Origin of the sequence: uncultured Bradyrhizobium sp. (assembly GCF_947648125.1) — a bacterium.
Classification (GTDB): Bacteria; Pseudomonadota; Alphaproteobacteria; order Rhizobiales; family Xanthobacteraceae; genus Bradyrhizobium.
The window spans coordinates 1-12,286 of the sequence record NZ_CANSMR010000061.1; the positions used below are offsets into that span (position 1 = coordinate 1).

Sequence of the window (12,286 nt, forward strand, 5' to 3'; positions counted from 1 at the left end):
CCCCCACCCCAGCCCTCTCCCGCTTGCGGGGGAGGGCTGGGGTGGGGGCTCTCTCCACGAGTCGCATCGCGGAGAGAGCCCCCACCCGCGTCGCATCGTTGATGCGATGCGACCTCCCCCGCAAGCGGGAGAGGTGGAACCAGTCTGCCGCGAGACCCATTCAACCCAATCTCATCGCGCGCTAGCGCCCGATCGCGCGTTGCAGCGCCGGCATCAGTTTCGGGTCGCGGCATTGCGCGACGTTGAAGCGCATGAAGCCGGTGGCCGATTGCGTGGTGCTGAACACGTTGCCCGGCGCCAGCACGATGTTGTCGGCGAGCGCAGCGCGCGCCACGTCGGCGGAGTCGCAGCCGTCGGGCAAGCGGCACCAGAGCTGGAAGCCGCCGCGCGGCATCAGCCACGGCTCGATGCCAATGCGCTGCAGCTTCTCGCCAACGTCGCGGCGGGCGCGAACCAGCCGCCGGCGTAGCTCCTCGACATGCTTGCGGTAGAAGCCGGTCGCCAAGACGCTGGCGATGATCTCGGTCGCGACCGCGCAGGGGCCGCCGAATCCGGTGGCGACCTGCAGATCGACCAGCTGCTCGATCCAGTCGGCGCGCGCCGCGATGAAGCCGCAGCGCAACGATGCCGACAGCGTCTTGGAGAAGCTGCCGATCCGGATCACGCGGTTCAGCCCGTCGAGCGCCGCGAGCCGCGCCGACGGCTCGGGCTCGAAATCGGCGAAGATGTCGTCCTCGACGATGGTGAGATCGCAGGCGGTGGCGGCATTCAACACGCGGTGCGCGGTCTGCGGCGACATCGTCGCGCCGGTCGGATTGTGCAGCCCTGATACGGTGATGTAGAGCCGCGGCCGCTCGGCGTCGAGCACCGCCTCGAAGCTTGCGACATCGGGCCCCGATGGCGTGTACGGCACGCTGACGAGCTTGACCTGATGGGCGCGCAGCAGTGCCCGGAAATTGAAATAGCAGGGATCGTCGACCAGCACCGTGTCGCCGGGCCGCAGCAGGAAGCGGCAGATCAGGTCGATCGCCTGGGTGCCGGACATCGTGAGCAGCACCTGCTCGGGCGACACTTCGAGGCCTTCGTCGGCGAACCGCGCCATCAGCATGCGGCGCAGGGCCAGCGAGCCGCGCGTCGCGCCGTAGTCGGCGAGCACAGCGTCCTCGGCCCGCGCCAGGCCGCGGAACGCGCGCCGCAACGCTTCGGTCGGCATCCAGTCGGCGGGCAGCCAGCCGCAGCCCGGCTTCAGCGCGCCACCCGCGGCGTCGAGCGATTGCCGCGATACCCAGAACGGATCGACGGCGCGGTCGTGCTGCGGCTGGTCCCTTGCCAGCGCCAGCGGCGGCAGCGCCGCGGACGAGACATAGAAGCCCGAGCCTGGCCGCGCCCGGATCAGGCCCTCGGCGGCGAGCCGGTCATAGGCCTCGACCACGGTCGAGGGCGAGACGCCCATGGTCGCGGCAAAGCTGCGGATCGAGGGCAGGCGGTCGTCGGCGGCGAGCACGCGGCTCGCGATCCTGGCGCGGATCGCGTTCATCACGTCGGTGGTCCGGGTCGCCTTCGGCGCATTGGATGGTTGCTGCAAGTGTATGCCTACCTTTACCCATACAGTTTCGCGATATTGTACTGATCCGTAGCTGCCTTGGCCAGCCCGCCGCCGCTATCCTCGCCTCGCGAAAGACGAGGTGCGCGGTGAGCGATTCGAAGACGTTGTCGGGGAAGTCTCTGTCGGGAAAGTCTCTGTCGGGGAAGTCTTGGGCGGGCGAGGGGCGCAGCAGCGCTTCGCTGGAGGGCTGGGGCAGCGGCCTGCTCGGCGTGATCATCTTCAGTGGCTCGCTGCCGGCCACCCGCGTCGCGGTCGCCGGGTTCTCGCCGCTGTTCCTCACGTCGGCACGCGCCGCCATCGCGGCGCTGTTCGGTGCCGCACTGCTGGCGGTGCTGCGGCAACCTTGGCCGCAGCGCAGGGACCTGGTGTCGCTGACCATCGTCGCGCTTGGCGTCGTGATCGGCTTTCCGCTGCTGACCGCGCTGGCGCTCCAGCACATCACCTCGGCGCATTCGATCGTGTTCATCGGGCTGCTGCCGCTGTCGACCGCGGTGTTCGGCGTGCTGCGCGGCGGTGAGCGGCCGAAGCCGCTGTTCTGGCTGTTCTCCTGCGTCGGCAGCGCGACGGTCGGCGCCTTCGCCTTGTCGGGCGACGGATCGGCATCGCTGACCGGCGACTTGCTGATGGTCGCCGCCATCATCGTCTGCGGCCTCGGCTATGCCGAGGGTGCTGCGCTGTCGCGCCGGCTCGGCGGCTGGCAGGTGATCTCCTGGGCGCTGGTGCTCTCAGTGCCGGTGGTGCTCGTGATGACGATCATGACGTTGCCGCCGAGCCGGCAGGGCATCGGCGTGCCGGCCTGGCTCGGGCTTGCCTATGTCTCGATCTTCAGCATGCTGGTCGGGTTCGTGTTCTGGTATCGCGGCCTTGCGCTCGGCGGCATCGCCAGCGTCGGCCAGTTGCAGCTGTTGCAGCCGTTCTTCGGCCTCGCGTTGGCCGGGTTGCTGCTGCATGAGCCGGTCGCCTGGTCGATGATCGCGGCGACCATGCTGGTCGTCGTCTGCGTCGTGTTCGCGCGCCGCTACGCCTGACGGCTAGCCCAACTTGAACAACGTCTGCAGGAATTCGCTGACCGCCTTGCGGGCTTCGAGCGCGGTGGTCGGGTTGCCGCCGACATGTGGGCTCAGCTCGACGCAGGAATCCTTGTAGCTGAACGGGGCCTGCGTCGCCGCGTTCATCAGCACGCCGCCGTCGCCTTCCTTGATGGTGCAGTGGCGCACGGTCTGCGATCCCGTTGCCTCCACCACCGTGTGGTTGCCGATCAGGCCGGCATCGAAGCCGTGCGCGGAATCCGGATATTCAGTCAGCACCACGTCGCGCTTGGCTTCTGTTAGGCGCGCGACATAGGCCTTGCAGCTCGCGACCGGATTGTAGTCGTCGGGTGTGCCGTGAAAGATCCGGATCGGCCGCGCCGCGACTTCGGTGTCGGTCAGATAGCTGGTCGAGCAGTCCGGATAGAACGGGATGTACGCTGCGAACTGCACGCCGGACTTGTTCCAGAGCTTGTTGAAGCGGTCGAGGCTGGCATAGAGCGTGGCCTGGCCGCCGCGCGAAAATCCCATCAGCACGATGCGCTCCAGATCGACCCGCGGATGCCTCGCGAGGATCTCCAGCGAATGATAGATGTCGACGATCAGGTTGAGCCGGCCGAGCAGGGCCTGGTTCGGTCCGGTGGCGGTCAGGCCGCGGCCGGAGAAGCCGTCGATCACGAAGGTCGAGATGCCCATGGCGTTGAAATGGCGGACCCAGCCGTCCATCCCGGCGCCGACGCCGCTCGAGCCGTGCATCAGCACCACGACCGGCAACCGGCCGCTTCCTTGCGCGATGCGGAATTCGCCGCCGACGGTGACCGGTTTGCCGTTGCTGTCGCCGGTCAGGAACTGGTGGTCGGAGATCGTCAGCGAGGGGATGGCGTAGATCTCGGTGCGCGCCGCGATCTCCTTCGGCACTTGCTGCGCGCTGGTCTCGATGCAGGTGAACAGCACGGCACAGCAAAACAGGATCGCGGTCGCGGCCAGGCGCCAGTCTGTCAGCATCGGATCACCCGGATGTAGTGTTGATGATCCGCGACTACAGCAATCGGGGCGCGCGCTGTCAATTTGGCCGGGCATCCGGAAGGAGCAGTCGGGTAGGAGGGCGTAGCTGAACTGATGGTGGGTCACCATTCATCACGCCGTCATGCCCGGCCTTGTGCCGGACATCCACGTCTTTGCCTCAACCGGTGAGAAAAGACGTGGATGGCCGGGACAAGCCCGGCCATGACGAGTTGGGCTAAGCCGGCTCCTGCGCTTTGCCGATTCGCCCGAGATGGGTGTAGCCAAACCCTCTTGAGTATTTCAGCCCGTAGCCGAGCGCGCGGTCGATCCCGATATGGGCAAGCCAGATCATCGCGATCGAGAGCACCAGCGGTCCTTCGCCGGCAAAACCCAGCGTCATCAGCGCCACCGGCGCCAGATAGGTGTGAGTGGCGTTGTAGGCGATGGCGCCGGCCCGCGGGCTGATCAGGTAAGCGGCAAAGCTGATGTCCGGCACCAGGAACAGCAGGACGTAGACCAGCCAGGAACCCTCCCACTTGTAGTAGAGCACGGTCATCCCGACGAACAGCACCAGCCCCTCCAGCCGGAGCAGGGTGCGGACCCCGCCGGTGGCGGCGCCGGTCTCGGCCGTGGTCGTATCAGTCATCGCTGTCTCCCCAGATGTCGGAAAATCCTACCGTTTTTGCGCCCGAACCCGGTCACAAGCGCCTTTCCGGTTCCGAAATGGCCGTGCTAAAGCCATTCCGAACGAAGCGGACCCGCACCTCGCGCCGGGACGCGGACTGTAGCTAACACGGGCGGAAACAAATGAAAGACATCCTCGATACCCTCGAAGAGCGGCGCGCCGGCGCCAAGCTGGGCGGCGGCGAAAAGCGCATCGAGGCGCAGCACGCCCGCGGCAAGCTGACGGCGCGCGAGCGGATCGAGCTCCTGCTGGACAAGGGCTCGTTCGAGGAATTCGACATGTTCGTCGAGCATCGCTCGATCGAGTTCGGCATGGAGAAGACCAAGATCCCCGGCGACGGCGTCGTCACCGGCTGGGGCACGGTCAACGGCCGCAAGACTTTTGTCTTTGCCAAGGACTTTACAGTTTTCGGCGGCTCGCTCTCCGAAACGCACGCACTGAAAATTACAAAACTTCAGGACATGGCGATGAAGGCGAGGGCGCCGATCATCGGCCTTTACGACGCCGGTGGCGCGCGCATCCAGGAGGGCGTCGCTGCCTTGGCGGGCTATTCCTACGTGTTCCGCCGCAACGTGCAGGCCTCGGGCGTGATCCCGCAGATCTCCGTCATCATGGGGCCCTGCGCCGGCGGCGACGTCTATTCGCCTGCGATGACCGACTTCATCTTCATGGTGAAGAACACCAGCTACATGTTCGTCACCGGCCCCGACGTGGTGAAGACCGTGACCAACGAGGTGGTGACGGCGGAGGAACTCGGCGGCGCCTCGGTGCACGCGACGCGCTCATCGATCGCCGACGGCGCGTTCGAGAACGATGTCGATGCGCTGTTGCAGATGCGCCGGCTGATCGACTTCCTGCCGTCGAACAACAGCGACGGCGTGCCGGAATGGCCGAGCTTCGACGACATCGGCCGGGTCGACATGTCGCTCGACACGCTGATCCCCGACAATCCGAACAAGCCCTACGACATGAAGGAGCTGATCCTGAAGGTCGTTGACGAGGGCGACTTCTTCGAGATCTCGGAGACCTTCGCGAAAAACATCGTCACCGGCTTCGGCCGCATCGCCGGCCGCACCGTGGGCTTCGTCGCCAACCAGCCGATGGTGCTGGCGGGCGTGCTCGACTCGGATGCCTCACGCAAGGCCGCGCGTTTCGTTCGCTTTTGTGATGCCTTCAACATCCCGATCGTCACCTTCGTCGACGTGCCGGGTTTCCTGCCGGGCACCGCGCAGGAATATGGCGGCCTGATCAAGCACGGCGCAAAACTCTTGTTCGCCTATTCGCAGTGCACGGTGCCGCTCGTCACCATCATCACCCGCAAGGCCTATGGCGGCGCTTTCGACGTGATGGCCTCGAAGGAAATTGGCGCCGACATGAACTACGCCTGGCCGACCGCGCAGATCGCGGTGATGGGCGCCAAGGGCGCGGTCGAGATCATCTTTCGCAGCGACATCGGCGACCCCGACAAGATCGCGGCGCGAACGAAAGAATACGAAGACCGCTTCCTGTCGCCCTTCATCGCCGCCGAGCGCGGCTACATCGACGACGTCATCATGCCGCATTCGACGCGGCGGCGGATCGCGCGGGCGCTCGCGATGCTCAGGGATAAGAAGGTCGAGATCCCGGCGAAGAAGCACGACAATCTGCCGTTATGAGGAATGCGTTGGTGGGTTAGGCGAAGCCGTAACCCACCAAACGCGATCGAAGCAGGCAGCCAGCAGCGCGAACGACATGTCCACGGTTTTCGATCTGCCTGAGGATCACCCTCTACGCGTCGCTCATAAGAAGTGCGTTAGGCATCGTTCAGAGATCGAACGCAGCCAACACTGTGGCTGCTTCTATTGCAAGCAAACATTTGGACCGGGTCAGATCGTCGAATGGATCGATGAAGACTCTACGGCGTTGTGCCCTCAGTGCGGAATCGACAGCGTTATTGGAGACGGCTCTGGTCTGACCATCAGCCAAGATTTCCTTGAAGCGATGCATACAGCGTGGTTTGACTAATTTGCGCAAGCTCGGGCGAGCAGCGCGGGTGGGGTTAGCGCAAGCGTACCATCTTCGTTCAGCACGATCCGCTGCGGGTTACGGCTTCGCGTAACCCGCCCTACAGGTCCGAACCAGATGACCGACGACGAGTCGACCGACGCGATTTCCGAGATCGAGGCGCAGATCGAGGAGCTTGCCGAGAGCGCCGAGCGATCCCGGCGGATCATTCTCGGGTCGAAGATCGCGATCGCAGGCGGGTTCGCATTGCTGCTTGCTGCGCTGCTCGGCCTGTTCAGTTCCGGTGAGACCGCGGCACTCGGATCGATCGCGCTGGTGCTCGGCGGCATCGTGTCGCTTGGATCGAATGTGAGCACGTTGCGGCAGACCGAGGCCGCGATCAGCACCGCCGAGGCGCGCCGTGCGCGACTGATCGGCAACATCGATCTTCGGCTGGTTCACGACGCGCCGTTGAAGCTGATGTGATGGCTGGAGCGGGCGAGGGCACGCGCATGATCGAAACCCCGCGCCTTCGACTTCATCAGTGGGACGACCGGCATCGCGATGCCTTCGCGGCGATGCATGCCGATGCAGACGTCATGGCCGACTACGGCGGACCGGTCGGCAGGGCGGAGAGCGAGACAAAATTCGAGCGATACGTTGCCGCGCAGCGTGACCACGGCATATCACGATGGGCCGTTGAGGAGGTAGACGGCGGATTGCTGGGCTATGCCGGTGTGATGCCGCGGCTGTCGAACGATCATCCGCTCGGCGCGCATTTCGAAATCGGCTGGCGCTTCACGCGCAAGGCCTGGGGCCACGGCTACGCGACCGAGAGCGCCAGCGCGGCGCTGCGGCACGCCATTCATGACATAGGCCTGCGCGAGATCGTGTCATATACCAGCCTGGACAACGTGCGCTCGCAGGCTGTGATGGTGCGGCTCAATCTGCGGCGCGATTCCGCGCGTGACTTCACCACGCTGACGCCGCGCGGCGGGCCGTGGCGCGGGCTGGTCTGGGCCGTGCCATCGGGGTGGCCGCGCGGTTGATTTGCCTTGTCACAAAGCTCGGACGATGCCGCGAGAACGCGGATTTATGACTTACAGATCTCGTCACATATTCAGTGTCGTCCCGGCGAAGGCCGGGACCCATAACCACAAATGCCGCTTATCGCGCGACACCGGAACGACGAGTCCCCACACAACTCCTGCTGCGGCGTATGGGTCCCGGCCTTCGCCGGGACGACAGCGGGAGGAGCGCACCTTTACTTCGCCGCCAGCGGCACGTAATCGTATTCCCCTACGCCCTGCAAAACCAAAAAAGTCAGCGACGTCGTGCCGGCGTTGGTGACGAGGTGAGGGCGAGTGGGCCTCACGGCGTAGACCTCACCTACCTTCAGGTTCACTTCCTCCTTCGGCTCCTGCAGGAACAGCCGCATCTGGCCTTCCAGCATGTAGAACGTGTCGGAGATGTTGCTGTGGGTGTGCCACGGCACTTTCTGGGTCGGCGAGAGCTGCAACTCCATGATGCGGAAGCCGGGGCGGGCGGCGTGCTGGGCGCGGCGTTCGACTTCGTAAAGGTGGCTCGCATCCTTGATCGGTTGTCCAGACTTCATGGCGGTCTCCCGGAGATGTTCTTGTGATGCGTGATGCTAGTTCCTATCGACGGTTCACGAAACCGGCGGAATGGGCATGACGGGCAAGACGCAGCAGCGGGCGTGATGCGTAGGGCGGGTTAGCGTCAGCGTAACCCGCCGTGCTTGTTCCGCGCGACGGGCAGCGGGTTACGGCTTCGCCTAATCCGCCCTACAGAACGTTGGAGGAGGACGTCACGCGAACGCGAATGCGGCCGCGCGGCGTCGAACTCCATGAAACGTGAATGCGCGGTTCAGCGAGCGTTCAGGTCGCGGCGAAAAGACTGGCTGACGCAGTTGATCCCGCTCAGCAACAAAGGGAAACGCTCATGGAACGCCGGAATCTTCTAAAGATGGCCTTTGCCGTCGCTACCTGTGCGGCCGCCTTCGCAGCAACCGTGCAGGCAGCGCCGCTCGCACCGCTTCCCCTCAGCCGCGAGGCACATTCGCCCGTCGATCGCGATGCGCAACCGGCTGTCACCACGGGCGACGAGGTTGGTCGCTTGAAGCCCGAACAGGTGCACTGGCATCACCGCCACTGGGGCTGGCATCATCGGCACTGGCACCACCGCCATTGGGGTTGGCACCACCGGCATTGGCACCACAGGCATTGGGGCTGGCGCCATCATCATTGGCATCATCATCACTGGCGCCGCTGGTGATGTCGACGTCACGACGAAAAAGAAACCCCGCGCGAAGCGGGGTTTTGTTTGTTCGGAATGCGCCGCGATCAGATCGGGCGGCAACGGCCGTAGCGCCAGGCGAAACCGTACGGGCAAGCGCGAACGCGCGGCGCCACCACGACCGCGCCGGGTGCGACGACGACGGGGCGCTCAACAACGACAGGGCCGGGTGCGACGACGACGGGGCCGCGGTTCCTGACGCAGCCGCCATAGGGACCGCGGTGCCAGCCGGGGCCGCAGCCACCGGCAGCGTCAGCGGCGCTGATGCCGGCGAAAGCGGTCGTCACCAAAACTGCTGCTGCAAAAAGATACTTCATGACTTCTCCTTCTTAATGGGCCGCGCGCTGCGGCGCCGCAACAAACTTGAGATTACCGATTCGCCCGGCCGGATCATTGCAGAAGCCGTGCCCGATGTCGTCGACCATAATGTTGCGGACTGAATGCGACATGAATGTTGCGCATCACGCCTGCGTCAGTGCGTCGCAATCACGCTCAGCATCGTTTCAAAATATTTCGCGAGGCGCGCATCGGACGAAGCGCACAGCGGCGAGGGCACCAAATGTATCGGAGAGCGAGACAAGCGAGACCGGAGCTCGCGAATGACGCGCCAGCGCTGACCTGAACGCGCGATCCTACTCGCCCGCGCCGAACAGCGCGGCGAACCGCTTCTCGCCGTTCCGCGAAAAATTGACCACGCGGCTGCCCGGCGTGGTGTCGCGCGCGGCCCATTTCAATTCGGTGAAGCGGTCCATCATGGCAGCGCCCAGCGTGCCGGCGAGATGGTGGCGCCGCTCGCTCCAGTCGAGGCAGGCCTTGCACACCGGACGGCGCGGATGCGTCAGCGCATCGGCGTCGATCTGCAGCTCCTCGGCCATGAAGCGCTTGCCTTCGCCGGTGAGCTCGATCGCCTGCTTGCTCTGGCGCACCAGCTTCTGCCGCCTCATGCTGTCGAGCATCTGCACGCCGAGATCGCCGGCGAGATGGTCGTAGCAGATGCGGGCGCGGCGCAGCGCCGGATCCTTCGGCCCGGTGCGCACGCGCATATGGCCGGCGCGGGCGGCAATGCCCTGCAGGCCTTCGAGCACGTCGGCGACGTCGGGGTCGGAGAGGCGATAGTAGCGGTGGCGGCCTTGCTTCTCGGGCTCGATCAGCCCGCCGGCCTCGAGCTTGGCGAGATGCGAGCTCGCCGTCTGCGGCGTGATGCCGGCCTCCTGTGCCAGCTCGCTCGCGGTCAGCGCGCGGCCGGTCATCAGCGCGGTCAGCATGTTGCAGCGTGCGGGATCGCCGACCAAAGCGGCGATCCGGGAGATGTCGGGTCCTGCTTTCATAGTTCGACGATAGCCGAAGCATCGAGGGCGGGCAAGGCGGTAGTGTCCATCGTGCCCGTCGCTCGCAATGACGAAACGCCAGGAGGCCCAAATGACCGTCACCGTCTTCATCCGCTACCAGCTCGATCCGTTCAAGCGCGCGATGTTCGAGGAGTATTCGCGGAACTGGCTCTCGATCATCCCGCGCTGCGGCGGCGATCTGCTCGGCTACTGGATGCCGCACGAGGGCACCAACAACATCGCCTTCGCGCTGATCTCGTTCGAGAGCCTCGCCGCCTACGAGGCTTATCGCGCACGGCTGCGCCAGGACAGTGAGGGCGTGGCGAATTTCAACTTCGCGGAACAAAACCGCTTCATCCTCGCCGAAGAACGGACATTCCTGCGCAAGGTCGAGCTATAGTCGCTCCACAACAACAATGAACGGAGGCGGACATGATTGCCGTGATCTTCGAAGTCTGGCCGAAGGCTGAGCACCGGGAGCTCTATTTCGATCTGGCCGCCGAGCTGAAGCCGATCCTGCAGGAGATCGACGGCTTCATCTCGGTCGAGCGGTTCGAGAGCCTCACCGAGAAGGGCAAGTTCGTGTCGCTGTCATTCTTCCGCGACGAGGCCGCGGTAGAAGCCTGGCGCAACACGATTGAGCACCGCCGCACCCAGGCGAAGGGCCGCGCGCGGATCTTCGAGAATTATCGGCTGCGGGTCGCGAGCGTGATGCGCGACTACGGCTTGAACGAACGCGATCAGGCCCCGAAGGACAGCCGCGCGGTGCATGAGGCGAAGCTCTAGCGCTCGCATATGCGCGTGCCTATCTCTGCGCGGCCAACGACTCTAGGGAGCGACCCATGCCACTGCCAACTGCTGACAAACGAGCCGCCTTCAAGAAGCTGCACGAGAGCGGGTGCTTCATCATTCCGAACCCGTTCGATGTCGGCAGCGCCCGCGCATTGCAACATCTCGGCTTCAAGGCGCTGGCCTCGACCAGTGCCGGCTTTGCCTGGACCATCGCCAAGGCCGACAACCGTGTCACCGTCGACGACGTCTGCGATCACCTGACCGCGCTGTGCGCGGCGGTCGATATCCCCGTCAACGCCGATTTCGAGGGCGGCTTCGCGGTCGAGCCGGACAAGGTTGCGATCAATGTCGCACGCGGCGTCAAGACTGGTGTCGCCGGGCTCTCGATCGAGGACTCGACGGGAGACGCGGCCAATCCGCTGTTCGAGCACAAGCTTGCGGTGGAGCGCATCAGGGCAGCGCGCAAAGCCATCGATGCCGACAACAGCGGCGTGCTGCTCACCGGCCGCTGCGAGGCGTTCCTGTGGGGCAAGAAGGACCTCAATCTGGTGATCGAGCGGCTGCAGGCCTATTCGGAAGCCGGGGCGGATGTGTTGTATTCGCCGGGCATCTCGACCAGAGAGGAAATTGCCGCGGTCGTGAAGGCGGTGGCGCCGAAGCCAGTCAATCTTTTGATCGGTGGCGCGTCCGATCTTTCGCTGCAAGCGGTCGCCGACCTCGGCGTGCGTCGGATCAGCGTCGGCGGCGCGCTGGCGCGGATGGCCTGGACCGGCGTCATGAAGGCGGCGAAGGAGATGGCCGAGAAGGGCACCTTCACCGAATTCGCCAACGGCTATCCCGGCGGCGAGCTCAACAAGATGTTCAAGTAGTCGCCACAAAAAAGCAGCGGGCCGTTGGGGCCCGCTGCTCGCGCCTGGTCGGTGTCGTTGCGCGTTACTTCGCATTCCCTGCCGGCGGGGCGGCCGGCTTGTTCATGTCCGACTTGTTGATGTCAGACGGCGGGGCCGACGGGTTGGCCGGTGCCGCGCCCGTGGTTACGCCGGGCTGGCTGTTCGGCTTCGGCGTCACGTCGCGCATGCCCGGAGGCGGCGCGGCCGGGTTGACCGGCTGGGTCTGCGCGGTCTGCGTCGACGGCGTCGTGCCAGCCTCGTGCACCGACGTATTGTTCAACCCGTAGAACAGCGCGCCGAGCACCACGGCCACCGCAACTGCGAACATCGCGACCTTGGTGCTGCTGGCCGGTCTCTCCTGGAGTTCCGGATCCGGCTGCAGCTCGTTGTCCAGGCTGTTGAAGCGCGCCTGACGGCGGATTTCGTCATCGGTCAGGTTGGCGCGATACGGATCGTCAGGGTTGTAAGCCATTTCAAAGTTCCTCCGTTAGCCCCCCAAGGCTAAGCGCAAAGGCTAAACGCAGGAGACAATGGCTGGCGCGTGAGGATGTTCCGCGCCAATGTTGCAACCCGTTCATGCTGGAACCGCGGTTCCCTGGAGCGTTTTCGAGCGAAGTGGATACCGGTTCGCGTGAAGAAAACGCGTCAAAACA

At 65.0% G+C, this 12,286-nt stretch carries 15 protein-coding genes; 8 read left to right on the top strand and 7 right to left on the bottom strand.

The annotated features are described in order from the left end of the window. Positions 1 to 181: 181 nt before the first annotated feature. Positions 182 to 1,537, bottom strand: a complete 1,356-nt coding sequence (locus tag Q0030_RS40185) for a PLP-dependent aminotransferase family protein (RefSeq protein ID WP_298380590.1) — start codon at positions 1,535 to 1,537, stop codon at positions 182 to 184. Positions 1,538 to 1,785: 248 nt separating this feature from the next. On the opposite strand from Q0030_RS40185, the gene Q0030_RS40190 reads away from it, so the two are divergent. Continuing rightward, positions 1,786 to 2,634 (top strand): DMT family transporter, encoded by an 849-nt coding sequence (locus Q0030_RS40190; protein WP_298380592.1) that lies wholly within the window; start codon positions 1,786 to 1,788, stop codon positions 2,632 to 2,634. Positions 2,635 to 2,637: 3 nt separating this feature from the next. On the opposite strand, the gene Q0030_RS40195 is transcribed toward Q0030_RS40190, so the two are convergent. Further along, positions 2,638 to 3,639, bottom strand: coding sequence for a dienelactone hydrolase family protein (locus Q0030_RS40195; protein ID WP_298380564.1), 1,002 nt, complete (start codon positions 3,637 to 3,639; stop codon positions 2,638 to 2,640). 235 nt (positions 3,640 to 3,874) lie between these two features. Next, positions 3,875 to 4,285 (bottom strand): DUF4260 domain-containing protein, encoded by a 411-nt coding sequence (locus Q0030_RS40200; RefSeq protein WP_298380566.1) that lies wholly within the window; start codon positions 4,283 to 4,285, stop codon positions 3,875 to 3,877. Between the two features lie 161 nt (positions 4,286 to 4,446). On the opposite strand from Q0030_RS40200, the gene Q0030_RS40205 reads away from it, so the two are divergent. The 3 genes from Q0030_RS40205 (at position 4,447) to Q0030_RS40215 (ending at position 7,356) form a co-directional block, all read left to right on the top strand. After that, complete coding sequence (locus Q0030_RS40205; protein ID WP_298380568.1) at positions 4,447 to 5,979, top strand: acyl-CoA carboxylase subunit beta; 1,533 nt, start codon at positions 4,447 to 4,449, stop codon at positions 5,977 to 5,979. 466 nt (positions 5,980 to 6,445) lie between these two features. Next, positions 6,446 to 6,793 (top strand): hypothetical protein, encoded by a 348-nt coding sequence (locus Q0030_RS40210; RefSeq protein WP_298380570.1) that lies wholly within the window; start codon positions 6,446 to 6,448, stop codon positions 6,791 to 6,793. Then, entirely contained in the window at positions 6,793 to 7,356 is a 564-nt protein-coding gene (locus tag Q0030_RS40215; RefSeq protein WP_298380572.1) for a GNAT family N-acetyltransferase, read from the top strand. Before Q0030_RS40210 ends, Q0030_RS40215 begins: the two co-directional genes overlap by 1 nt. A gap of 215 nt (positions 7,357 to 7,571) precedes the next feature. Here Q0030_RS40215 and Q0030_RS40220 read toward each other — a convergent pair whose 3' ends face one another. Continuing rightward, positions 7,572 to 7,922, bottom strand: coding sequence for a cupin domain-containing protein (locus Q0030_RS40220; RefSeq protein WP_298380574.1), 351 nt, complete (start codon positions 7,920 to 7,922; stop codon positions 7,572 to 7,574). Positions 7,923 to 8,293: 371 nt separating this feature from the next. Here Q0030_RS40220 and Q0030_RS40225 point away from each other — a divergent pair, with 371 nt between their 5' ends. Next, entirely contained in the window at positions 8,294 to 8,602 is a 309-nt protein-coding gene (locus Q0030_RS40225; protein ID WP_363323546.1) for a twin-arginine translocation (Tat), read from the top strand. Between the two features lie 68 nt (positions 8,603 to 8,670). Here the strand turns inward: Q0030_RS40225 and Q0030_RS40230 are convergent, their stop codons facing one another. Both Q0030_RS40230 and Q0030_RS40235 read right to left on the bottom strand, forming a co-directional pair. Beyond that, the gene (locus tag Q0030_RS40230) at positions 8,671 to 8,940 is read right to left on the bottom strand and encodes a hypothetical protein (RefSeq protein WP_092114950.1); all 270 of its coding nucleotides are present in this window, start codon (positions 8,938 to 8,940) and stop codon (positions 8,671 to 8,673) included. A gap of 315 nt (positions 8,941 to 9,255) precedes the next feature. Then, positions 9,256 to 9,951, bottom strand: coding sequence for a metalloregulator ArsR/SmtB family transcription factor (locus tag Q0030_RS40235; RefSeq protein ID WP_298380578.1), 696 nt, complete (start codon positions 9,949 to 9,951; stop codon positions 9,256 to 9,258). Between the two features lie 91 nt (positions 9,952 to 10,042). On the opposite strand from Q0030_RS40235, the gene Q0030_RS40240 reads away from it, so the two are divergent. From Q0030_RS40240 to Q0030_RS40250, 3 genes are read left to right on the top strand one after another with little or no spacing between them, the layout of a single operon-like run. Beyond that, positions 10,043 to 10,351 (top strand): NIPSNAP family protein, encoded by a 309-nt coding sequence (locus tag Q0030_RS40240; protein ID WP_298380581.1) that lies wholly within the window; start codon positions 10,043 to 10,045, stop codon positions 10,349 to 10,351. A gap of 32 nt (positions 10,352 to 10,383) precedes the next feature. Further along, positions 10,384 to 10,737 (top strand): antibiotic biosynthesis monooxygenase, encoded by a 354-nt coding sequence (locus tag Q0030_RS40245; protein WP_298380584.1) that lies wholly within the window; start codon positions 10,384 to 10,386, stop codon positions 10,735 to 10,737. 56 nt (positions 10,738 to 10,793) lie between these two features. After that, positions 10,794 to 11,612: an isocitrate lyase/phosphoenolpyruvate mutase family protein gene (locus Q0030_RS40250; protein ID WP_298380586.1), complete on the top strand. Its 819-nt coding sequence runs from the start codon at positions 10,794 to 10,796 to the stop codon at positions 11,610 to 11,612. 64 nt (positions 11,613 to 11,676) lie between these two features. On the opposite strand, the gene Q0030_RS40255 is transcribed toward Q0030_RS40250, so the two are convergent. After that, complete coding sequence (locus tag Q0030_RS40255) at positions 11,677 to 12,105, bottom strand: hypothetical protein (RefSeq protein ID WP_298380589.1); 429 nt, start codon at positions 12,103 to 12,105, stop codon at positions 11,677 to 11,679. Between the last annotated feature and the right edge of the window lie 181 nt (positions 12,106 to 12,286).

What these genes read in the sequence shown, in the direction of transcription:
- Q0030_RS40235 (WP_298380578.1), bottom strand. Translation starts at nt 9,951, where the DNA reads ATGAAAGCAGGACCCGACATCTCCCGGATCGCCGCTTTGGTCGGCGAT.
- Q0030_RS40240 (WP_298380581.1), top strand. Translation starts at nt 10,043, where the DNA reads ATGACCGTCACCGTCTTCATCCGCTACCAGCTCGATCCGTTCAAGCGC.
- Q0030_RS40225 (WP_363323546.1), top strand. Translation starts at nt 8,294, where the DNA reads ATGGCCTTTGCCGTCGCTACCTGTGCGGCCGCCTTCGCAGCAACCGTG.
- Q0030_RS40215 (WP_298380572.1), top strand. Translation starts at nt 6,793, where the DNA reads ATGGCTGGAGCGGGCGAGGGCACGCGCATGATCGAAACCCCGCGCCTT.
- Q0030_RS40255 (WP_298380589.1), bottom strand. Translation starts at nt 12,105, where the DNA reads ATGGCTTACAACCCTGACGATCCGTATCGCGCCAACCTGACCGATGAC.
- Q0030_RS40230 (WP_092114950.1), bottom strand. Translation starts at nt 8,940, where the DNA reads ATGAAGTATCTTTTTGCAGCAGCAGTTTTGGTGACGACCGCTTTCGCC.
- Q0030_RS40195 (WP_298380564.1), bottom strand. Translation starts at nt 3,639, where the DNA reads ATGCTGACAGACTGGCGCCTGGCCGCGACCGCGATCCTGTTTTGCTGT.
- Q0030_RS40200 (WP_298380566.1), bottom strand. Translation starts at nt 4,285, where the DNA reads ATGACTGATACGACCACGGCCGAGACCGGCGCCGCCACCGGCGGGGTC.
- Q0030_RS40185 (WP_298380590.1), bottom strand. Translation starts at nt 1,537, where the DNA reads ATGAACGCGATCCGCGCCAGGATCGCGAGCCGCGTGCTCGCCGCCGAC.
- Q0030_RS40220 (WP_298380574.1), bottom strand. Translation starts at nt 7,922, where the DNA reads ATGAAGTCTGGACAACCGATCAAGGATGCGAGCCACCTTTACGAAGTC.
- Q0030_RS40245 (WP_298380584.1), top strand. Translation starts at nt 10,384, where the DNA reads ATGATTGCCGTGATCTTCGAAGTCTGGCCGAAGGCTGAGCACCGGGAG.
- Q0030_RS40205 (WP_298380568.1), top strand. Translation starts at nt 4,447, where the DNA reads ATGAAAGACATCCTCGATACCCTCGAAGAGCGGCGCGCCGGCGCCAAG.
- Q0030_RS40250 (WP_298380586.1), top strand. Translation starts at nt 10,794, where the DNA reads ATGCCACTGCCAACTGCTGACAAACGAGCCGCCTTCAAGAAGCTGCAC.
- Q0030_RS40210 (WP_298380570.1), top strand. Translation starts at nt 6,446, where the DNA reads ATGACCGACGACGAGTCGACCGACGCGATTTCCGAGATCGAGGCGCAG.